Annotated in this window: 14 protein-coding genes, 1 tRNA gene, 1 pseudogene and 1 other annotated feature; of the genes and pseudogenes, 10 read left to right on the forward strand and 6 right to left on the reverse strand. The window is 46.5% G+C overall.

All coding sequences use genetic code 11. From position 1 onward, the window contains the following. Window positions 1-182 precede the first annotated feature (182 nt). On the reverse strand, window positions 183-1,283 hold the full coding sequence (locus QUA58_RS24925) for an alpha/beta hydrolase (RefSeq protein WP_333396566.1): 1,101 nt from the start codon (window positions 1,281-1,283) through the stop codon (window positions 183-185). Between the two features lie 163 nt (window positions 1,284-1,446). Between QUA58_RS24925 and QUA58_RS24930 the strand changes: the two genes are divergently transcribed. Then, window positions 1,447-6,549 carry an amino acid adenylation domain-containing protein gene (locus QUA58_RS24930; RefSeq protein ID WP_333396568.1) on the forward strand — a complete coding sequence of 1,701 codons (5,103 nt, stop codon included), beginning with the start codon at window positions 1,447-1,449 and terminating at the stop codon, window positions 6,547-6,549. Window positions 6,550-6,585: 36 nt separating this feature from the next. Further along, window positions 6,586-10,659: an amino acid adenylation domain-containing protein gene (locus QUA58_RS24935; protein ID WP_333396570.1), complete on the forward strand. Its 4,074-nt coding sequence runs from the start codon at window positions 6,586-6,588 to the stop codon at window positions 10,657-10,659. Between the two features lie 32 nt (window positions 10,660-10,691). On the opposite strand, the gene QUA58_RS24940 is transcribed toward QUA58_RS24935, so the two are convergent. Continuing rightward, on the reverse strand, window positions 10,692-12,101 hold the full coding sequence (locus QUA58_RS24940) for an inorganic phosphate transporter (RefSeq protein ID WP_333396572.1): 1,410 nt from the start codon (window positions 12,099-12,101) through the stop codon (window positions 10,692-10,694). A 67-nt stretch (window positions 12,102-12,168) separates the two neighbouring features. Here QUA58_RS24940 and rplS point away from each other — a divergent pair, with 67 nt between their 5' ends. Both rplS and QUA58_RS24950 read left to right on the forward strand, forming a co-directional pair. Beyond that, window positions 12,169-12,552: a 50S ribosomal protein L19 gene (rplS, locus tag QUA58_RS24945; protein ID WP_333130053.1), complete on the forward strand. Its 384-nt coding sequence runs from the start codon at window positions 12,169-12,171 to the stop codon at window positions 12,550-12,552. A gap of 133 nt (window positions 12,553-12,685) precedes the next feature. Then, window positions 12,686-12,758 (forward strand) — tRNA-Trp (locus QUA58_RS24950). A gap of 58 nt (window positions 12,759-12,816) precedes the next feature. Here QUA58_RS24950 and QUA58_RS24955 read toward each other — a convergent pair. After that, the gene (locus tag QUA58_RS24955) at window positions 12,817-13,011 is read right to left on the reverse strand and encodes a hypothetical protein (RefSeq protein ID WP_333396575.1); all 195 of its coding nucleotides are present in this window, start codon (window positions 13,009-13,011) and stop codon (window positions 12,817-12,819) included. Between the two features lie 71 nt (window positions 13,012-13,082). On the opposite strand from QUA58_RS24955, the gene secE reads away from it, so the two are divergent. The 6 genes from secE to rplL all read left to right on the forward strand — a co-directional run bounded on the left by secE (window position 13,083) and on the right by rplL (window position 16,766). Beyond that, a complete protein-coding gene (gene secE / locus QUA58_RS24960) occupies window positions 13,083-13,316 on the forward strand; it encodes a preprotein translocase subunit SecE (protein WP_333253611.1) in 234 nt (77 codons plus the stop codon). Then, on the forward strand, window positions 13,313-13,951 hold the full coding sequence (gene nusG, locus QUA58_RS24965) for a transcription termination/antitermination protein NusG (protein WP_333253613.1): 639 nt from the start codon (window positions 13,313-13,315) through the stop codon (window positions 13,949-13,951). The genes secE and nusG overlap by 4 nt, the downstream gene beginning before the upstream one ends. A gap of 3 nt (window positions 13,952-13,954) precedes the next feature. After that, on the forward strand, window positions 13,955-14,380 hold the full coding sequence (rplK, locus tag QUA58_RS24970; protein ID WP_006635588.1) for a 50S ribosomal protein L11: 426 nt from the start codon (window positions 13,955-13,957) through the stop codon (window positions 14,378-14,380). A 212-nt stretch (window positions 14,381-14,592) separates the two neighbouring features. Next, complete coding sequence (gene rplA / locus QUA58_RS24975) at window positions 14,593-15,306, forward strand: 50S ribosomal protein L1 (RefSeq protein ID WP_333253615.1); 714 nt, start codon at window positions 14,593-14,595, stop codon at window positions 15,304-15,306. A gap of 108 nt (window positions 15,307-15,414) precedes the next feature. Continuing rightward, window positions 15,415-15,586 (forward strand) — a sequence feature (ribosomal protein L10 leader region). Window positions 15,587-15,615: 29 nt separating this feature from the next. Beyond that, window positions 15,616-16,242 (forward strand): 50S ribosomal protein L10, encoded by a 627-nt coding sequence (gene rplJ / locus QUA58_RS24980; protein WP_333396578.1) that lies wholly within the window; start codon window positions 15,616-15,618, stop codon window positions 16,240-16,242. A gap of 137 nt (window positions 16,243-16,379) precedes the next feature. Further along, window positions 16,380-16,766, forward strand: coding sequence for a 50S ribosomal protein L7/L12 (gene rplL, locus QUA58_RS24985; RefSeq protein ID WP_333253618.1), 387 nt, complete (start codon window positions 16,380-16,382; stop codon window positions 16,764-16,766). A 525-nt stretch (window positions 16,767-17,291) separates the two neighbouring features. On the opposite strand, the gene QUA58_RS24990 is transcribed toward rplL, so the two are convergent. The 3 genes and pseudogenes from QUA58_RS24990 to QUA58_RS25000 all read right to left on the reverse strand — a co-directional run. Continuing rightward, window positions 17,292-18,971, reverse strand: a complete 1,680-nt coding sequence (locus QUA58_RS24990; RefSeq protein ID WP_333396605.1) for an IS1634 family transposase — start codon at window positions 18,969-18,971, stop codon at window positions 17,292-17,294. A 408-nt stretch (window positions 18,972-19,379) separates the two neighbouring features. Then, window positions 19,380-20,990 carry a C-3',4' desaturase CrtD gene (gene crtD / locus QUA58_RS24995; protein ID WP_333396581.1) on the reverse strand — a complete coding sequence of 537 codons (1,611 nt, stop codon included), beginning with the start codon at window positions 20,988-20,990 and terminating at the stop codon, window positions 19,380-19,382. Between the two features lie 179 nt (window positions 20,991-21,169). Beyond that, window positions 21,170-21,824, reverse strand: a pseudogene (locus QUA58_RS25000) (CopG family transcriptional regulator); the annotation flags it as partial.

Raw genomic sequence — 21,824 nt, forward strand, 5'->3', positions numbered from 1 at the left:
TGAATAGCACAGATGCTAATTTTTGTCAAATTTATTGTTAAGAAAGATGTTTATAAAGCATAGCTTAAAAAGGGGGGGACAAGAACTTGCTCAAAGTCCCCCTTCTTAAGGGGGATTTAGGGGGATCTCCGAGGAATAAACTGTTTTAACTGAACCTACAGGATTTTAGCTCACATTTTTAGTTAGGAAATTCCAGTGCTGAATGCCCGGACAGCTTCGGCAAACTGCTGGTTATGTTCCATTAATGCCATGTGTCCTCCTTTCTGTATAGTAACTAGCTCTGCTTGAGGTAATTCTGCTTTCATTCGCAGGCTAGCTGGGGGCGTAGTGGCGATATCTGAATCGCCGCAGATCACCAACACAGGAATGTCAATCGATCGCAAAGTTTTTGTTTCGTCATATTTGAGCATTCCCAGTGTGCCGCGAGCGAGAACGCCGGGAGAACCCAAGGCTGATAAGAAAGCTGAGAACTCTAATTGACCGCGCGTTTCAGTGCCTTTAAATCCCGACAATTCTACACTGATATGCAGTGAACCATTGAGATAGCTCAGCCAAGTCATTCCCCACATAATCGGTTCAAGAGCTATGGTGAGGTAGAGCATAGGTTGGAGCAGCGGCTTCTGCAAAGCGCGTAATAAACCGCTAAAAATAGCGGTTTTGACGGGATTAGTATAAGTGGTATCTACCAGAATTAAACCAGCTACTCGACTACCGAGAAGTTCTGGGAAAAGCCGACAGAAGGTGAGAGAAATCATGCCGCCGATGCTGTGTCCGAGTAGGATAACCGGTTTATTTCCTGCTAGGGAAACGACGGCTTCTAGATCGCGGGCAAATTTTTCTATGGAGTAGTCGCTGTTTTTTGGTCGAGTGGATTTTCCCAGGCCTGGAAGATCCCAAACAATCACTCGGAAGCGATCGCTAAGTTGCCGTTTCACATAATACCAAACCATACTGTTCGGCCCCCAACCATGTGAGAGGATAATCGGCTGTCCGTCCTCTGGGCCGTAGAATTCTACTTGTAAAATAGTGCCATCAGGCCTCTCTACCCGCTGCACCGTACCCGTCCGCGTCGGCTTGGGTTCATCAGCACCGGGGCGGCGGAACAACGGCAAACTGATAAAGCGGCCACCAACACACCAAAGAAGCATCAAGACTCCGCTGACTAAGTAGGAAATCCCTACAAGTGCGCCGATGTACCATTCGTAAATAATGTATATACCTCCGCCAAGTACCCCGATGGACAGCAGTCCCACCAGCCATAGGAACAGGAAATTGAAGGGCATGAACGGCATAAGCTGAAACCTTGGGTAGGATTTTGGTTGCGGATTCAAACAGAATCATACTTAGGTTAGGCCACAGTCGGCAAGGGGTAAGTTAAGCTCTTAATTTGTGCGCTGGTAGAATTTATTTTATTGATTTGCCCAAGTAATGACAGGATGACTCAAAATGCCCGATCCAAAAATATCGAGTTCATCGCCAAATGCCAGAGATTCTGTCACGGTAGAGTTAGTTGAATTTTTATCTTACCTTCGCAGTCTAGATATTAATGTTTTTATTGAGGGCGAGAGCCTGCGCTGCAACGCTCCAGAAGGAATTATTACACCAGAATTGCGCGCCGAAATTTCTCATAAAAAAGCCGAAATAATTTTATTTTTACAAGCAGCTAATCGGAATTCGAGTTTCACTTTTGCACCGATTGTTCCTGTGGGGCGGGACGGAAATCTACCGCTTTCCTTTGCACAGCAGCGCTTGTGGTTTCTCGACCAATTAGTACCAAACAATCCCTTCTATAATGTTCCCTCAGCCTTGCGTTTGACAGGTGCGCTCAATTTTTCGGCGCTGCAACAAACCTTCAATGAAATTGTGCGCCGCCACGAAGCTTTACGCACGAGTTTAGCAGTAGTTTCGGGGCAACCAGTTCAGAGAATAGCTGCTGCTTTCCACCTCCCGATTAATGTAGTGGACTTGCGAAATTTGCCAAAGGAATCTCGACAAACTGAAGCAAACAGACTCACCGCAGAGGAAGCTCAACGCTCTTTTAATTTGTCCAATGACTTGTTGCTGCGAGTCACATTATTGCAGTTAGATGATGCTGAATATTTGCTGATGCTGAATATGCACCACATTGTCTCCGATGGTTGGTCTATCGGAGTATTAATTCAGGAATTAGGCGCGCTTTACACGGCATTTGCTAGCGAAAAACCTTCGCCTTTACCGGCTTTGTCGATCCAGTATGCTGATTTTGCTAAATGGCAGCGCGAATGGCTGCAAGGGGAAGTTTTAGAAACGCAGCTTGCTTACTGGCGACAGCAGTTAAACGGCATTTCTATGCTAAATTTGCCTGCGGATCGCCCCAGGCCAGCAATTCAAAGTTACCGAGGCAAAAGGCAATTTTTGCAACTACCAAAACAACTGAGCGAGGCTTTAGAAACGTTGAGCCAGCGCGAAGGAGTGACGCTGTTTATGACTATGCTGGCAGCTTTTAAAACGTTGCTTTACCATTACGCGCAGCAAGAAGATATTGTTGTAGGTTCGCCGATCGCCAATCGCAACCGCAGTGAAATAGAAGCACTAATCGGTTTTTTTGTCAACAGTTTGGTGTTGCGGACAGATTTGTCGGGAAATCCAACTTTTCGGGAACTTTTAAACCGAGTCAAAGAGGTAGCATTAGGAGCTTACGCTCACCAAGATTTGCCGTTTGAGAAGTTAGTAGAAGAACTGCACCCCGATCGCGCGTTGAACCAAAATCCCTTATTTCAGGTGGCCTTTGCGCTGCAAAACGCGCCGGGGAATCAGTTAGAATTGCCAGAATTAACACTCAGCCCGCAGCAGTTAGATGTGGGTACAGCGCGCTTTGATTTGGAGTTTCATTTGTGGGAGCGATCGCCCAACAGCTCGGGAAGCAACCAATCGCCCAGCAATAAGCTGTGGGTTGACAGCTCCGAGGGCATCAGCGGCATGGTTATTTACAGCGCCGATTTATTTGATGAAGCTACGATCGCCCGAATGTTAGGGCATTTTCAAACGCTGTTAGAAAGCATTGTGAAAAATCCCGAACAGCGAATTGCTAACTTGCAATATTTGAGCGCCAAAGAGCGTTATCATTTGTTAGTTGAATGCAACAAAACTCAGGCAGATTATCCGCTAAATTTGTGCGTACATCAGCTTTTTGAACTTCACGCCTCGCAAACGCCCTCGGCGGTGGCGCTGGTATTTGGAGATGAGCGAGTCACATACCAGCAGCTCAATCTCCGCAGCAACCAACTAGCACATTATCTGCAAAAAATCGGGGTGGGGGTGGAAGTTTTAGTCGGGCTGTGCGTAGAGCGATCGATCGATCTGATCGTGGGGATGTTGGGTATCCTGAAAGCGGGAGGAGCTTACCTAATTTTAGATCCCAGCTATCCTGTCGGGCGATCGAGCTTTATGGTAAAAGATGCTCAAGTGTCAGTATTGCTTACCCGCCAGGGAATAAATTCCCTGTCTAATAGCGAAAGTCGTCTAAAGACGACTGAAGGAGGACAAGTTTCCAGTCGGCTTCAGCCGACTTCAGCTATGAGCCAGGGAATTTATTCCCTGGTGGATGATGGCGAAGTGCAAAATTTAGAAACACAGTCAGATGATAAAATTCACCATCCAAGGGTTGTTTTTCTAGACACAGACTGGGAGATGATTTCCCAAGAAATCGCCGACAATCCAACCAGCGCAGCCACAGCCGAAAATCGGGTTTACGCGATTTACACCTCCGGCTCCACGGGAAAGCCGAAAGGAGTTGAAATTGAGCACGGAAGCTTGTTAAATCTCGTTTTTTGGCATCAAAGAGAGTTTGGGGTGTCAGCGGGCGATCGGGCTACGCAAATTGCAGCGATCGGCTTTGATGCTTGCGGGTGGGAAATTTGGCCTTATCTCGCCGCCGGATCTAGCATCTACTTTCCAGAAGATGACATCAGGCGAGATCCTGAAAAACTGCAAAACTGGTTAGTATCAAACGCCATCACCATTAGCTTTTTGCCAACACCTTTAGCCGAGAAAGTTTTGCTATTAGATTGGCCTCAAACAACAGCTTTGCGAATCTTGCTCGCAGGGGGCGAAAAACTGCAACAACATCCTTTAAAATCCCATCCATTTAAGCTAGTAAATAATTACGGCCCAACCGAGAACACCGTCGTCACAACTTCCGGTTATATTCCTGTAACAAAGCAAACAGACATCGCCCCGACAATAGGCCGCCCCATTGCTAACACTCAAATCTACATATTAGACAAATATTTGCAGCCAGTGGCGATCGGCGTTGTGGGCGAATTGTACATCGGCGGAAACGGACTCGCTCGCGGCTACCTCAACCGCCCCGATTTAACCGCACAAAGCTTTATTTCCAATCCTTTTAAAGCAAATTCAGGAGAGCGAATTTACAAAACCGGCGACTTAGTGCGCTACCGAAGCGACTGCAACCTGGAATTTTTGGGACGCATTGACGAACAAGTAAAAATTCGCGGTTTCCGCATCGAATTAGGAGAAATCGAAACAGTATTAACTCAACATCCGGCGGTACAGCAAACCGCAGCTACAACCTCGGAAGATGCAGAAGGAAATAAACGTTTAATAGCTTATGTCGCCCTCAATGCAGAATATAGCGTTGCCCGCGAAACCAACCAAATCATGCAATTGCAGGACGAACAGGTTTTGCAGTGGCAAATGCTCTACAATGAAACTTACGATCGACCAGCAGTTGACTCAGATCCAACATTTAATATAGTCGGCTGGAATAGCAGTTATACCAATCAGCCAATCCCAGCAGAACAGGTGCGCGACTGGGCGAACAATCAAGCAGCCCAAATTTTAGCTTTGCAGCCTAGGCGAGTGTTAGAAATTGGCTGCGGCACAGGTTTGTTGCTGTTCCAAATCGCGCCTCGCTGCACTCACTATTGCGGCACAGATTTTTCCCCGATTTCGCTCAATTACATTCAGCAACACTTGGCTAATCAACAGTTAGCTAATGTAACGCTGCTTCAGAAAATGGCGACTGACTTTGCAGGAGTAGAGACAGCAGCTTTTGACGCGGTGATTCTCAACTCTGTCGTGCAATATTTCCCGAATATCGACTATCTCGTGCAGGTGCTAGAAGGTGCAGTGCAAGCAACTGCTCCAGGCGGCTTTATATTCATCGGAGATGTCCGCAGCTTGCCCTTGCTGGCAGCTTTCCACGCTTCAGTACAACTGTATCAAGCCGAACCTTCTCTCGCTGGCGAACAGTTGCAGCAGCGAGTGCAAATGCAAATTTTTCAAGAAACAGAGTTAGTTATTGATCCCGATTTTTTTAGCGCCTTAAAGCACCGCTTTCCGCAGATTGGCGGCGTAGAGATTCAATTAATTCGCGGTAGTTACCACAACGAGTTAACTGATTTTCGGTACAATGCTATTCTGCATATTGCGTCTGAAATAGATCCCCCCCAATCCCCAGGGCGGTTTCATTCTCACGAAAATGGCGATTTTGTAGGGGCGGTGCCCCCGTGCCCGCCCCCACCCACAGACGATTTCACAGGCGTTTCAGACATGGGGGCAACCACGGGGGGATTGCCCCTACCGAGAATGAAACCGCCCTGCCCCCAATCCCCGGCACAAGGGGGGCAGGGCCCAGAAAAACGGTTGGATTGGTCGGATGAAAATCAGAATCTGACTGTTACCAAGGTGCAACAAACATTATTGGAAAATCAACTCGATATTTTAATAATTGCTAATGTGCCTAATGCGCGGGTAACGGCCGCAGTTAAGGCGGCAGAATTGCTGTCAGTTGTCGATAAATTTACCACAGCAGCTCAGTTGCAGAAAACCGTAGAAAAAGTCGAGAATTTAGGAGTAGAACCAGAGGATTGGTATGCTTTAGAAGTTCCGTATAATGTCAATATTAGTTGGTCTGATTCCGACAGTCAAGGGCGCTACGATGTAGTGTTTGCACGTGGCGAAACCAGAGATTTTGGGCAAGAAACCAGAAGCGATAACTTGCGTCCTTGGCGCTCTTATGCTAACAATCCTTTGCAAGCTAAAGCAGCCCGGAAATTAGTACCGCAGTTGCAGGCTTATCTAGCAGAAAAACTGCCTGAATATATGATTCCGTCGGCTTTTGTGGTGCTGGAGTCGCTACCGGTGACGGCTAACGGAAAGGTCGATCGCCTCGCTTTGCCCGCACCGGAGCCAATTAAGTTAGAATGGGCTGGCAGTTATGTTGCGCCTCAGACTTCTGTTGAGGAAGTTTTAGTGAAAATTTGGGCCGAAGTTTTGGGGATAAAGCGAGTGGGTATCCGCGACAATTTCTTTGAATTGGGAGGCCATTCGCTGCTGGCGACTCAGCTTGTTTCTAGAGTGCGAGATGCTTTCGCGGTAGAGTTGCCTTTGCGAAGGGTTTTTGAAGCGCCGACAATCGGAGAATTGTCTAAGATTGTGGAGAGTTTAAAAGAGAGCAAGGTTAATATTAAAGCTCCGGCGTTAGTGGCTATTTCTCGCGAAAGTCGGCGGATGAAGCTATCATCTTTTGATCGAGAAAGTAAATAAAATTAAGGCGGTTGAACGGGTGCAATTCCGATAAATATGCAGCAAGAAACAGAAGTTTTTGTCTTCCCGGCATCATTTGCCCAGCAGCGGCTTTGGTTCCTCAATCAATTAGCACCGGGCAATCCTTTCTACAATGTCTCAACAGCGCTCCGCTTAACAGGTTTTCTCAACTTAAGATCCTTAGAGCAAACCTTCAACGAAATTGTGCAGCGGCACGAAACTTTACGCACCACTTTTACGCTTTTGGAAGGGGAACTCGTACAAATTATTGCTCCCATTTTAACAGTACCCCTCCCCACAATTGACTTACAAAATCTCTCGCCAACTCAGCAGGAAACCGCAGCGCTGCAACTCGCAACCGATGCAGCGCAATGCCCTTTCGATTTAGCCGCCGGGCCGTTATTCAAAGTAACGCTCCTAAAGCTCAGTGAAACAGAACATATATTGTTGCTCAATTTACATCATATTGTAGCTGATGGTTGGTCGATTGGAGTGCTAATTCGAGAGCTGGGAACGCTCTACACAGCATTTGTAAAAAATGGGATCTCGCACTTACCAGCACTGCCCGTGCAGTACGCCGACTTTGCAGAATGGCAGCACCAATGGTTGCAGGGCGAAGTATTAGAAACCCAATTAGCTTATTGGCGGCAGCATTTAAACGGAATTACCACACTCAATCTACCAACAGACAGGCAAAGACCGGCCGTTCCATCCTACCGCGGCGCCAAACAATTTATAACGCTATCACCTGCTTTGAGCGAGACGCTAAAGTCATTGAGCCAGGAAGAAAGCGCGACTTTATTTATCACTCTACTAGCCGCTTTTCAAACTTTGCTGTACCGCTATACAGGACAAGTAGATATTGCAGTAGGAACGCCGATCGCCAATCGCAACCAGAGCGAAGTAGAAGCATTAATCGGTTTTTTTGTCAACAGTTTAGTGCTGCGTGCAGATTTGTCGGGAAATCCAACTTTTCGGGAACTATTGCATCGGGTAAAAAACGTCGCAATGGCAGCCTACGCTCACCAAGATTTGCCCTTCGAGAAGTTGGTTGAGGAATTGCAGCCCGATCGCGAGTTGAGCCGCAACCCCCTATTTCAACACAGTTTCAGCCTGCAAAACACTCCTGTAGCAGCGCTAGAATTGCCGGGAATCACTTTGGGGGCGATCGACTTTGATGCGGGAACCGCCAAGCTAGATTTAGAGTGCCACTTGTGGGAAAACGCAGGAAGTATTCAAGGGCAATTTGTCTACAGCACAGACTTATTCGATCGCGCCACAATTGCCCGCATGGCGGAACATTTCCAAACGCTGCTAAAAGCCATTGTTGCCAATCCCAAAGAGCACCTCAGCGACTTGGCTTTGCTGACAGCGCCAGAATACCAGCAATTATTAATCGATTGGAATGACACTCAGAGAGATTATCCGCAAAACCAGTGTTTCCATCAGCTATTTGAAGAGCGAGTCGCGCTCGCGCCCGATGCTATCGCCGCCGTCTTTGAAAACCAGCAGTTAACCTACCGCCAACTCAACAGCAAAGCCAACCAACTTGCACGTTACTTGCAGCAATTGGGTGCCAAACCAGAAGTTTTAGTGGGCTTTTGTGTAGAACGTTCCTTAGATGCGATCGTCGGATTGCTAGGCATTATCAAAGCAGGCGCAGCCTACCTTCCTTTAGATCCAACTTATCCTCAAGAGCGCCTTAACTTCATGTTAGAAGATGCTCAGGTGTCGATTTTGGTAACTCAGCAGCACTTAGCAAAAAACTTGACGCAGCCGGAAAATTACGGAGTTTTTTCAGTAGTGTGTTTGGACTCCGAAAGAGAAATTCTCGCCAGACAAAGCCCAGAAAACCCAACTACAAATATCCTACCAAAAAATCTAGCCTACATCATTTACACATCTGGTTCAACCGGAAAACCCAAAGGCGTTTTAATCGAACATCGGGGACTCTACAACTTAGCCCTAGCTCAACTTGAAGTTTTTAACTTAAACTCAAATCACCGCATTTTGCAATTTGCATCCCTGAGTTTTGATGCCTCAATCTTTGAGATTGTCATGGCATTGGGAACCGGAGCAACACTTTACTGTGCCAAGAAAGAATCTTTATTGCCAGGACAAACATTAATCCAATTTTTGCAGGACAATGCTATTACCCACGCTACCCTCCCGCCCTCGCTGCTAGCAGTCCTTCCAAGCGCCGAACTTCCCGCACTGCAAACAATCATCTGTGCTGGCGAATCCTGTTCCCCGGAGATTGTTAAACGCTGGGCTTCAGGGCGCAGGTTTTTTAACGCTTACGGCCCCACAGAAGCGACTGTCTGGTCGAGTTTTGCCGAAATTGGCGATTCCCTGCGGGATAGCTTCGCTTCACGGCAAAAACCGCCAATCGGCCGCCCAATAGCTAACACTCAACTCTATATTTTAGATGAAAATTTACAGCCTGTACCCGTTGGAATTCCCGGTGAATTGTACATCGGCGGCAGCGGATTGGCGCGAGGCTACCTCAACCGCCCCGAATTAACCGCCCAGCGATTTATTGCTAATCCGTTTACCCAGAAAGCAGGAGAACGAATTTATAAAACTGGTGACTTAGCTCGCTATTTTCCCGACGGCAATATTGAGTTTTTAGGGCGCACTGACGAACAGGTAAAAATTCGCGGTTATCGAATAGAATTGGGAGAGATTGAAGCGCTGCTGCTTCAGCATCCCGCAGTCAAAGAAACAGCGGTGGTGGCTGGGGATGATTTGTCTGGAAACAAGCGCCTAGTTGCTTATGTTGTCCCCCATCAAAATCAGACGCTTAATCCCGTGGAAATGCGGAATTTCCTCAAACAACAACTGCCCAATTACATGATTCCCAGTGCTTTTGTGGCGATCGACTTTCTGCCCCTAACTCCCAATGGCAAAATCGATCGCAACCGCCTAATATCGTCGCAGAATCTCATTAGCAATTCAACAGATAAAAGCTGCATTGCACCTCGCACGCCAACCGAGTCAACCCTCGCCCAAATTTGGTCAAAAATCCTTAACACAGAGCCTGTTGGCATTGGCGACAACTTCTTCGATTTGGGTGGAGATTCCCTGCTCGCAATCCGCCTCATCAATGAGATTAACCAGCAATTTGAGCGCGAGTTGTCGCTGTCTGCTCTTTTTTTAAATCCGACAATTGAAGGTTTAGCAGATTCGCTAGATTCAGGAACAAATTCTGAGGAATGGTCGCCGTTAGTGGCAATTAAGCCTCGCGGTAAAAATCCGCCTTTCTTCTGCGTCCATCCCATCTTTGGCGTGGTATTTCCTTATGTCGAGTTAGCATTTCAGCTAGGAGAAAATCAACCGTTTTACGGGCTGCAACCTAAAGGGATTGACGGGGAAAGTTCTCCGTTAACTAGCATTGAAGACATGGCGGCTGACTACATCGCAGCCTTGCGTACAGTTCAACCAAAAGGGCCTTATTTTTTAGGAGGTTGGTCTTTTGGAGGTTTGGTGGCTTTTGAGATGGCTCAACAGTTACTCGCAGCGGGTGATGAAGTGGCTTTGCTGGCTGTGCTGGATACTTTAGCGCCGGTTGCTGCTAACAAACCTTCTGTTTGGGATGGTTGCAAGTTTATTCTGACTACTGTTTCCCGCTCTATCTGGCCTTTTGTGGTCGATTATTTTCGCTTGGTGGCTGCTGCGGAAAATGTGCAAGTTGGCGGCATTGCTGCCAGGTTTCCTAAATTAAATAAGCTGCTTAATTGGGCAGCTAATTTTTGGCATAGCTGGAATTGGAAGCAGGCGATTATGGTTAGTATCCTATCTCAGGAGTCAAAAGAACGGAGCTGGCGCGAGCTGGCAATTCCCTCGATGTTTACTGTATTTCAGGCTAACAGTCAAGCAACTCTCAGCTATGTACCGAAAATTTATCCGCACCGAATTACTCTGTTTAGATCGGGGGAAAAGCTCAGCACGAACCATCAAGATCCGACTCTTGGCTGGAGCGATTTAACGGCGGCACAAGTAGAGGTGATTCGAGTTCCTGGCAATCACCTTACTATGTTGAGAAAGCCCTGTGTTGAGGTGCTGGCCAGACAGCTAAACCTTTGCTTGAAACAGAAATTAAGTGATTGAGCGGCCGTTGGGCGCGATCGATCGAATTGCGTTCATCTGGCTAAAATCCATTGGGCGATGCTAAAAATGCTAGCACCCAAAGCGCCTGCGATCGGAATTGTCACCAGCCAAGCCGAACCAATTGACAGCAAAGTTTCCCAGCGTACTGTTTTCCAAGCTTTGATCAGTCCGACTCCGACAACTGCACCGACTAAAGCGTGGGATGTGGAAACTGGCAAACCGAAGCGGGATGCTAGCAAGACTGTGGTGGCTGTGGCTAATTCCGCGCAAAATCCGCCGCTGGGTTGCAGTTGGATGATCTTTTCGCCGACTGTGGCAATTACATTTTTGCCCCAAATTGCTAAACCGATGACGATTCCTACGCCTCCGACGATTAAAATCCACAGTGGAACGCTGAAATCGTCTGAGGGAAAGGAACCTGTGCGCCGGATGTAGGCGATCGCAGCTAGGGGCGCAACGGCATTTCCTACGTCGTTGGAACCATGTGCAAATGCTACAAAACAAGCGCTCAATACTTGGAATCTTGCCATCTGTTGCTCGATGAGAGAGTGGCGGGGAGGGGGAGAGGGGGAGAGGGGGAGAGGGGGAGATTGGGAAAATATTCCCTCTTTCTTATTCCTTGCATCCGTTACATCCGTTACATCCGTTACAAAATCCGCTGCCGAACCTTCTTCCTTCTCAACTGATTCTAATTTTTTCCAGCTATTGAGCGAAAGCCCGATCGCCCCAATTCCCCCGATACCAATGACAATATCGTGAATTGGCAGACTCCAGCCAAATCGATCGTACACAAAGGCGATCGCTCCTGTCTGCACGAAAGCAACATCCACAATAGACGGCAGTACAATAATCCCAAATACGCTCAGCATTGCTGCACTCAGCCAAGGTATCCACTCGCGCATTTGAGATAGAGGATCTGGCCGATCGAGAATCGAATACTTCACCACACTGTAAAATAGCGCGGCTAAAGCACCACTAGCAACAGGTGTCGCCACCCAAGTTAGGGAGATGGTGCCGATGGTTCGCCAATCAACTGCATTAATTCCGGCTGCAACACAGCTAAAACCCGCGATCGCACCTACCACCGCATGAGATGAAGAAACTGGCAAACCTCGACTGGTAGCGATTTGCAGCCATATCCCGCAAGCTATCAGCACTGACACCATCCCGATTAAAAATACCTGTGGTTGGGCCGCGAACACATCTACATTCACAACTCCTGTTGCTAGAGTTTCGGAAACTCCTTGGCCGAACAGCACTGCGCCGGAAAATTCCAGTATGCCTGCAACAATTATTGCCTGCCGAAGCGTTAGCGCCTTCGAGCCTACGGATGTCCCCATCGAGTTAGCGACATCGTTGGCCCCCAAGTTGGCGGCGACGTAGAAGGCGAGTGCAGCCATTGCCCCCAGTTGCAGAAATACGACCCCAGAGGTATCTAACATAGAAATTTTTTGACATAAAACGGGCATTGCGATATATGATAAGGGATTGTGAGTTTTGGTAAATCCCATGAAAGGCGCAGAAATAATCCGTTCGATCGAGACGGAAGAAATAAATAGAGTCAAGCAAGAACTCAATAAACAACTCCCCGAAATTTACGTGGGCGACACAGTGCGCGTCGGCGTAAGAATTAAAGAGGGTTCTAAAGAACGGGTTCAGCCCTACGAAGGGACTGTGATTGCCATGCGTAACGGCGGGATTAATGAAACAATCACCGTCCGACGCGTGTTTCAGGGCGTCGGCGTGGAACGGGTGTTTTTGATTCACTCGCCCCGCATCGCTACGATCCAAGTGATGCGCCGCGGGAAAGTCCGCAGAGCAAAACTTTACTACCTGCGCGATCGGGTGGGCAAGGCAACTCGCGTCAAACAGCGGTTCGATCGCTCCCTGTAGGAATGCACCCAGCTTTCCCTTGGTTCATGATTCATGGGAAATTGAGAAATTTCAAAAAAAGTTTCCCATTTACGAGCGCACTGTGTTAAAATAGAAATCTAGAGGTTAAGCGAATTTCAGCAACCTCACCTGTGCGCTCTTAGTTCAGTTGGTAGAACGCAGGTCTCCAAAACCTGATGTCGGGGGTTCAAGTCCTCCAGGGCGCGCTGAATCACCAAACTTTAAATTCTGCCCGAAAGCGCCCGGATTATTGGCTGGCAACAGTCAAAACCGTAAACTTTCGGGTAGAATTAATTTTTGTGGGCGGTTCGCAAAAAATGCCATCAACAAATGCTCGGTGTGGTCTCTCGATCTTCTGTTTGGGCGATCGACATTTACGCCGTTGATTGGTTGGGCTTGTAAAAAAGTCGTGGCTTTGGATTTGAGATTTTGGACTTGAGCGTAAGTGGTTAGTGTCAAAAAATCTGAGAGCCGCGGGCCACTCACACCATCTAAAATCTAAAATCTAAAATCGCAAGGGGGATTAAATCGTGGCGAAAAAAGACGAAGCTCAAGAAACTCAAGAAATAACGGCGCCTGGGTTTAGCCCTGCGGGCTTTTTTAAGGAAACTAGAGAAGAACTCGACAAAGTGGTTTGGCCCAGCAGGCAGCAGTTAATCAGCGAGTCTTTGGCAGTGCTTTTGATGGTAATCCTTTCAGCAAGCCTGATCTATTTGGTGGATAACTTCTTTAACTGGGGCGCAGCAAAGGTGTTTGGGTCATGACTTTTGCATCAGAAGAATCTGAGTATTCCACAGAAGCGACGGGACAGGCTTCATCGCCAGATGTGCCGGAAATTGATGCTCGCTGGTATGCTGTTCAAGTTGCCTCTGGCTGCGAAAAGCGCGTGAAGGCAAACTTGCAGCAGCGGATTCAAACTTTGGATGTTGCCGATCGCATCGTTCAAGTCGAAATTCCGCAAACTCCGGCGATCAAAGTCGGTAAAGACGGTTCCAGGCGGCAGTCAGATGAAAAAATCTTTCCCGGCTACGTACTCATCCGTATGTTTATGGACGAGGATACGTGGCAGGTGATCAAGAATACCCCGAATGTAATTAATTTTGTCGGGGCAGAGCAAAAACGCCGCTACGGGCGCGGCAGGGGTCACGTCAAACCGTTACCTCTGAGTCATTCGGAAGTAGAACGGATCTTCAGAAACGCTCAGGAATCAGAACCGGTTGTCAAAGTATCGATGGCGACAGGAGACCACGTTGTGGTACTTTCCGGGCCATTTAAGGATTTTGAAGGTGATGTGATTGAAGTTAGCCCGGAACGGAACAAGCTCAAAGTTTTACTATCGATTTTTGGGCGCGATACGCCTGTAGAATTGGAGTTCAATCAGGTTCAGAAACAGAACTAACTAATGGCAAAGAAAGTTGTTGCAGTAATTAAGTTGGCGATTACGGCGGGAAAAGCCAACCCAGCTCCTCCTATCGGCCCAGCCCTGGGTCAGCACGGCGTCAATATTATGATGTTTTGCAAGGAGTACAATGCTAGAACCGCAGACCAAGCTGGTCTGGTGGTTCCGGTAGAAATTTCGGTTTTTGAAGACCGCAGTTTTACGTTTATTCTCAAAACCCCCCCGGCTTCGGTTTTGATTCAAAAAGCTGCTGGCATTGCTAAGGGTTCGGGTGAACCTAATCGCAAGCAAGTAGGGACAATTACACAGGCTCAATTGCGAGAAATCGCTGAAACCAAAATGCCTGACCTTAACGCTAATGATGTTGAAGCTGCTATGAAAATTGTGGCGGGAACAGCTAAAAACATGGGCGTGGCGATCGCGGATTGAAGTCAGTTGTCAGTTGTCAGTTGACAGTTGTCAGTAATTCAGAATTTTGAAGCTAAAATCTTCAAGCTCAAATCGTAAGTCCTAAGTCGATTCAGGGGGAGAAGCAAAGCTTCGCTAGGAATCGCAAATCTTTTAGATTAGAAATGAGCTAAACAATTCAATCTAAAATCTAAAATCCAAAATCTAAAATCGACTGACCCCAAAAAACAAAAATGGCAAAGAAAGTATCGCGAAGACTGCAAGAACTTCAAAAGAAAGTTGAAGAGAGACCTTATCTACCGCTGGAAGCTCTGCAACTTTTGAAAGAAACAGCAACCGCTAAGTTTGGCGAATCTGCTGAAGCTCACATCCGTTTGGGAATTGACCCGAAATATACTGACCAACAGTTGCGGACAACTGTATCGCTACCAAAAGGAACTGGTCAAGTAGTCAGAATTGCGGTGATTGCTAAGGGCGAAAAAGTTAAAGAAGCTCTGAATGCCGGCGCGGATATTGCTGGTTCGGAAGAGTTGATCGATGAAATTCAGAAGGGCATGATGGACTTCGATTGCCTGATTGCTACCCCAGATGTGATGCCGTTGGTGGCAAAATTGGGTCGGTTGTTGGGCCCGCGCGGTTTGATGCCTTCTCCGAAAGGTGGCACGGTGACGACTGACCTTGCTCAGGCCATCAACGAGTTTAAAGGTGGTAAGATGGAATTCCGTGCCGATAAAACTGGCATCGTTCATGTTATGTTTGGCAAGGCAGCTTTCTCAGCGGAAGATTTGCTCGTCAACCTTCATGCTTTGCAAGAAACTGTTGACCGCAACCGTCCTTCTGGTGCTAAAGGTCGCTACTGGCGCAGTTTGTACGTATCCGCAACAATGGGCCCGTCGATCGAAGTCGATATCAGTGCCCTGCGCGATACCAAACTTGATGGTGCCTAGAAAGAATTAAGCAGAAGGCAGAAGTAAAAGACAGCTTCGGTTGTTTGTATAAATCTCTCACGAGATTTGGACTATACCCTTGCTAATGTCTGCCTTCTGATGATAGCCTAATCAAAAATCCATAAGCCCAAGACCGCAGGTGCCGAGCGCTTAATTTCCTGCCGAGGCTGAAGAAATAAAAACTCAAGAAAATAAATTAAAAAGTTCTATCTTTTAATTCCTAATTCTTAATTTTTAATTCTCTGCCCCGGCTATAAGGTTGGGGTTTTTGATTGGCAGTTTGAGATCCTAAAAGGAGGTGAAATAAGTATGGGCAAAAGTTTAGCAGTAAAAAATGAGATTATTGCAGACCTCAAGCAAACCTTGAGCGAATCTCAATTGGTAATCGCGATCGACTACACGGGCTTAACTGTTGCTGAAATCACAGATTTGCGTCGGCGTTTGCGTCCGAAAGGCAGCAGTTGCCAAGTGGCAAAAAACACGCTGATGCGAATTGCGGTTGAAGGCAACGAAACCTGGCAGCCGATACAGCAATTGCTGACCGGTACATCGGCGTTTCTGTTCGTGCAAGAAGATATTGGCGGCGCGATTAAAGCTTACCAAGAATTCCAAAAAGTCTCTAAGAAGACTGAACTTCGCGGCGGCGTGATGGAAGGACGGGTGCTGAAAGAAGCTGATGTTAAAGCATTAGCTGATCTGCCGTCGAAAGAACAACTCATGGCTCAAATTGCTGGCGCTATCAACGGTGTCGCAACCAAGTTGGCTGTGGGTATCAATCAAGTTCCTACTTCGATCGCTCGTGGTCTTAAGGCTTATGCTGAAAAAGACGGCGATTCCGCAGAAGTAGAAGCACAACCTGAAGCAGAACCTCAAGCAGAAGCAGCAGTAGAAGCACAAGCACAACCTGAAGCAGAAGCAGAAAGCACATCTGCGTAAGTCATTAGTAATTAGTCATTAGTCCTCAGTCATTAGTATTTAGCAATAGATAGAGACTGGAGACGAAAAACTAATGATGAATGAGCAAATCTCAAATCCCCAATCCCAAATCTACAATCGAACTAGGAGTTCAAAAAATGTCTACTGCAACTGACGAAATCTTAGAAAAACTGAAGACTCTGAGCTTGCTCGAAGCTTCTGAATTGGTCAAGCAAATTGAAGAAGCTTTCGGCGTTAGCGCTGCTGCTCCTGTAGGCGGCATGATGATGATGGGCGGCCCAGCGGCTGCTGCTGAAGAAGTAGAAGTACAAACTGAGTTCAGCGTGATTCTGGAAGAAGTTCCTGCTGACAAGAAAATCGCAATTCTGAAGGAAGTCCGCGCAATTACCGGTCTGGGCCTGAAGGAAGCAAAAGACTTGGTAGAAGCCGCACCGAAGGCAGTTAAGGAAGCTATTGCTAAGGAAGCTGCTGAAGAAATGAAGAAACAGCTTGAAGCTGTGGGCGCAAAGATTTCTATCAAGTAGTCAGAGAATGTAGTTGATATCAATTCCGGTGACACCGGAATGATGGTTAACTGTTAACAGTTGACTGTTGACTGTTGACTGTGGACGGTTAACTGTTAACTATTCCCTAAAATTAATCGCGCGATAGTTACATCTCTCGCGCGATTAATTATTTTTGGCGTAGGGAAACGGCATTGCCGTGTCCTCTTAGATTAGACTTCTTGCAAAAGTCCTTTTAACCCACATTCCGCACCCCCAACTGGCACATAGGCAGATGGAGGGGATAAAAGTAAATCATCCGAGATAATCGTGAGTAAAAACACCCAAAAATCTGTGCAACGCTCGCATCACTCAGTTAGGAATTCCTAAAAATTGACATGAGGGCATTAATTCAATCTTCTTAACCCATTAAAAGTCAAAAATCAGACCATTGATAACTATTAATTCCCAGCATATATCGCCCGCATTATGACAATAATACATCACTGCTGAATCAACAATTATTTAAATGTAAGTCAGTTTTACCAATCAATAATCGACTTCATTTCACAACAAAAAATAATAAGACCGACAGGTGACTGGAAATAAATTTAAGATGGCTAACCGTTCTGATGTCAAATTAGAAACTTGCTGAATTCCTTGAATACACACGGCATGAATCGATTGAAAACTTTGGAATATCCAGCGCAAAGTAGGTCGATTGGTTCCTTTGCCCAACTGATTTTTTACGGTTTTATTAGTGAGTTGCAAGTTTTGCCGGAGTAACCTTTGACCTAAAGTATAAATCAACAAACACAAACCCATTACCAAAGTTAAAGCCTCTCTTCTTTCCGGCGACTTTAGAAACACGCTATCCGTAAAAAACAAGGGGTCTTTCAAAAACCCAAACCCTCTCTCTGCCGACTGCTGTTCCTTATATTTTACAATCATTTCATCAGGATTTAATTGTGAAGCATCCAGCACATTAGTAGCTAAGATAAATCTGCCACTAGCTTTGGTTGCTTTGGCTACCGCACTAGCATCTAATTCTAGTTGTGCCTGAACTTTAAATATTAGCTGAGAGCTAGAAATGTCAGAACTGGTCGAATTAGCATGGGATTTTGCTGTCGATTGTCTGCTACTAATTTGGGTTAAATTATGATATTTTAGTTCTGTAGATAAACGACGTGCTGCTGACAAGGCATCGGTGTCACAAGCAAATTCAATATTTGATAACTCTCGCAACTTTTTCTGACCCTCAATTTCAGCTTTTTTGAGTTTTTTTTCTAATTTACGTTGGTCTGCCTCACGACGCAAACTGCTCTCTACTACTAACCATCTTTGTGTAATTCCACCATAATTACTTTTGTGTTCTGACCAACGATATCCGGTCACAGCACTATCGTGAAATTCTGATTCATTTAATTGAGATACCAGTTGCTGCGCTTGTTTCAGACTGAGTGGTACACGAGTTAACCATCTTAAATTGGTTAACATTTCTAAATTGGGAGCGGTATATAATGCACTGTCAGCTACCATTAAACTGTCGAGATTTAATTTGTTTTTAAAGTCTTGACAAATTGAGGCGAATATGGAATTATCTGATTCGTTTCCTGAAGCTACTCGTAAAAATAGTGGTACATCTCCATCTCCACTACAAATTAGGTCTAAAATGAACTGTTTTAAGTCGGGACGATGATCGCGAGAGTAGCCGTAGGTAATCTCAATTGGTATGGGCGATGTTTGATGGTTGATTGATGAATTATCTAACTGATTGCTATCTGTTTCTATGCTCGAAAAAGATACTGATGGCAATTCTTGCTCATATTTGCCATGTAGATGAAATGAACTTGAGTCCAGGTGAGATGTGTCGGTATTTATCTCGAATTTTTGAGCGGCTGACAGGGCAATGGTTGTGAAGATTTCCGTAATTCCTGTCAAATATAATTTATCTAATACTCTGCCTAAACGGTCATCATTTAAATGTGATGCTTGAATCCCCGTTCCAAGTAAATGTTCTACTGCTTTCCCTTCAAAAAATTTAGAAAATAAATACAATGGGGCGGAAACCATCCCTAATCCATTAATAATCATGGCTTTAACTACCAGGCCGGGACTGACTATCTCGCCCGGTTGTTCGCCTACTAATTCATTGATTTTTTGGACTATTCCTATTTCATCAATTAGACCGGCTATCAAGCCCAGATGATCTAGGTTTTCTACTTTCATCTGGGATGCTTTCTGCATGGGCTGCTGAATCCTGATTTGATTGTTCATCGCGAGCGCCAGTTTACACTATTTTTGGTGATGATTTGTTACGGAAGAGCGAGCGCAATTAACGCTTTTTCGCGGCTGTGAGCGCGTTACGGATACATAATAAACTTGGTTTTTTACCGCTCGCAATTTTAACTGATATCAGATTTAACTCACGCCCTCACGTCAATTTTCCAGAATGGACTACTGGGTAATGCTGAGTGACCGAGATAGTTGAGTATTTCTACTCATGATGGTCTCGGATGATTCACTTTTACCCCCTCAATCTGCCTATGTGCCAGTTGGGGGTGCGGAATGTGGGTTTTAAGCAAATTTTCGGACGGGCAAGATGCCCATCCCACAAGAGAAAAAACTGTGGGATGGGCATCTTGCCCGTCCCAGCTATTTTTGCAAGAGGTCTATTTTAGAGGCGGCTTCCATCTGTCGCACTACTGTTAAAGCAGAATAGGAAACACCGGCAGTGCCTTCTCCGGGATGGGTGGAGTCGCCTACTAACCACAAATTTTTAATTGGTGTGCGGTTGGCAAATCCGAAGGGGCCGAAGGTTGGTACTCGCTGGCCGATGCCACCCACAACACCTCTATCTCTCGCCGTGTAGCGGGCAAAGGTGCGGGGTGTGGCTGATTCTTGGTGTACAATTTTTTCGGGTGTCAAATCGAAATATTCGCTCAAACGGCCGATCGCCCCTGCGGTATATTTTTGCTTCAATCCTTCATAATCAACCGAATTCCACCACATTCGAGTATCAGTAAAAGACGAAGCGATAATTGTCGCCATTCCCTGCGGTGCTCGGCCATCACCCGGATGGCTGACTGAAACAAATAATGAATTATTCTCCCCAATCTCGCCGTCGTAATCGTAAAGAAACTGAAGGTGCGGCGGACAATTTGCCGGAATTGCGCTTTCATGCACTCCCAAATATATGACAAATGCGCCGGATGCGGGCGGCAATTTATCAACTCGATATTTGTAGCCTGCCATTTGATTTGGCAATTGGTTTGTTATGTCTGAATTATCTGTTAAAGTTTCTAAAACAGGCTCGCTTGACATCAATTTTACTAGATTTTGCGCGGTCACGTTGGCAACAATGCGATCGGCAGTTTCTGTCCAAACTTCGCCTGTTTTTTGATTGCGAATCACTGTACCGGTGGCTGTGCCGTTAGTGGTGACAATACTTTCGACTGTATGCCGCAACAGGACTTTGCCGCCGTAGAGTTCGATCGCACTTACGAGTCGATCGCTCAACACCTGCATACTTCCTTCTAGATGATACAATCCCTGCGGCGCTTGCGAAACTCCTAAAGCCGTCGCCGCGTAAAGCAGCGCCGTTTCTTCGGTATCAACTTGAGAATACAATTTTAACTGCAAATCCAGAAAAGTTCTCAAGCGCAAATTGTCGCCCAACCCACAAAGCCGCAAAGCATCACCCACCGTCATAAAAGTGAAAGGCAAAGTAATTAAAGTATCGGGGCGCACAGCTTGAATTAATTGCCAGAAATCCCAGAAATTTCTGGGCGGCAAAACTGGATCGCGCCCTTGAAAATTCCAGCTAGCTTGGAACAATGTAGATAATAATTGCCAAAAACGTTCGCTACCGGGAAATTGCCGCTGTCTTTCTTCCTGCCATTTTTGCGGATCTCGCCAGACGCTAATCGGTGCAGTTTCTCCCGGCAAAAACACCGCACAAGCGGGATCGCATGGTGTGGCGGCGGGAAGTTCGATATCTAATTCCGAGAAAATTCGGTGGTGAATCCCTCCGGGTTCCAATCCTGCAACCTGTGTCGCGCCCACATCGAAGGTAAAGCCTTGGCGTTTGAAGGTGGAAGCGCATCCTCCGGGGACGATCGCCTGATCTAAGACTAGCACTTGGTATCCTCTGCGGGCTAGCAGGGCGGCTGCTGTCAGCCCGCCGATGCCGCCTCCAATTACCGTGACGCGGCCCTTAGTGTCTGCGGGATTGGATTTGCTCTCAGGGGTGCGATCGCCTCTCATAATTTATTTATTGTAATATTTCTTAATAGTATGCTCATATTTTGCAATAAAAAGCTCTTGTAGCGACAGGTTGAAATCTATCGCTACAAGAGGAAGGAGGCCGAGTTGAGAGGACGTTTTAGGGGTAAGGTGCTCCGGGGGCACCCGGAGCGTTAGACTGTGCCGTGTTGATGAAAGAATCAGGGACGGCGCCACTTGTTGAGATAAGCTTCGCCAATCCCAGCCACAGCCTGCATTTGAGCTAGCTGTTCCCGTAAAGCTTTGATGGTTCTTAGCTGTTCTTGAGACTGTTGCTGCAAAGCGTCGTAATTCCGCTGTATCGCCGCACTCTGGCTCAATCCATTTTCCAGATATTGCAACTTGGTCAGTTTAACTTGGAAGTCGCCGATCGCACTTGACTTTTCTGCTAACTCGTGCTGCAAAGATTCGTAACTCGACTTCGACACGGTTTCCTGGAATTGGCTTTCGAGATTTTGCTTTTCGGTGGCGAATTGCTGCTGCAAAGATTCCAGAGCACTGGATTTTTCAGCGAATTGCTGCTGCAAAGATTCCAGAGCACTGGATTTTTCGGCTAGTTGCTGCTGAAACTCGTGTTCCCGGTGTTCTCTTTCAGCGAATTGCTGCTGCAAAGATTCCAGAGCACTGGATTTTTCGGCTAGTTGCTGCTGCAACTCGTGTTCCTGGTGTTCTCTTTCGGCGAATTGCTGCTGCAAAGAAGCGATCGAACTTTCGCGTTCACTCAACTGCTGCTGTAAATTTTCGTAACTTGATTTCGCTACAGTTTCGGCTAATTGGCCTTCGAGATTTTGCTTTTCGGTAGCTAATTGCTGCTGC

The sequence above is a fragment of the Microcoleus sp. N9_A1 genome, assembly GCF_036701795.1.
Classification (GTDB): domain Bacteria; phylum Cyanobacteriota; class Cyanobacteriia; order Cyanobacteriales; family Microcoleaceae; genus Microcoleus.

Bases quoted from the DNA above. Each gene is read 5' to 3' on its own strand.
- QUA58_RS24925 (WP_333396566.1), bottom strand. From the start codon at position 1,283: ATGCCCTTCAATTTCCTGTTCCTATGGCTGGTGGGACTGCTGTCCATC.
- QUA58_RS24930 (WP_333396568.1), top strand. From the start codon at position 1,447: ATGCCCGATCCAAAAATATCGAGTTCATCGCCAAATGCCAGAGATTCT.
- QUA58_RS24935 (WP_333396570.1), top strand. From the start codon at position 6,586: ATGCAGCAAGAAACAGAAGTTTTTGTCTTCCCGGCATCATTTGCCCAG.
- QUA58_RS24940 (WP_333396572.1), bottom strand. From the start codon at position 12,101: ATGTTAGATACCTCTGGGGTCGTATTTCTGCAACTGGGGGCAATGGCT.
- rplS (WP_333130053.1), top strand. From the start codon at position 12,169: ATGAAAGGCGCAGAAATAATCCGTTCGATCGAGACGGAAGAAATAAAT.
- nusG (WP_333253613.1), top strand. From the start codon at position 13,313: ATGACTTTTGCATCAGAAGAATCTGAGTATTCCACAGAAGCGACGGGA.
- rplK (WP_006635588.1), top strand. From the start codon at position 13,955: ATGGCAAAGAAAGTTGTTGCAGTAATTAAGTTGGCGATTACGGCGGGA.
- rplA (WP_333253615.1), top strand. From the start codon at position 14,593: ATGGCAAAGAAAGTATCGCGAAGACTGCAAGAACTTCAAAAGAAAGTT.
- rplJ (WP_333396578.1), top strand. From the start codon at position 15,616: ATGGGCAAAAGTTTAGCAGTAAAAAATGAGATTATTGCAGACCTCAAG.
- rplL (WP_333253618.1), top strand. From the start codon at position 16,380: ATGTCTACTGCAACTGACGAAATCTTAGAAAAACTGAAGACTCTGAGC.
- QUA58_RS24990 (WP_333396605.1), bottom strand. From the start codon at position 18,971: ATGCAGAAAGCATCCCAGATGAAAGTAGAAAACCTAGATCATCTGGGC.
- crtD (WP_333396581.1), bottom strand. From the start codon at position 20,990: ATGAGAGGCGATCGCACCCCTGAGAGCAAATCCAATCCCGCAGACACT.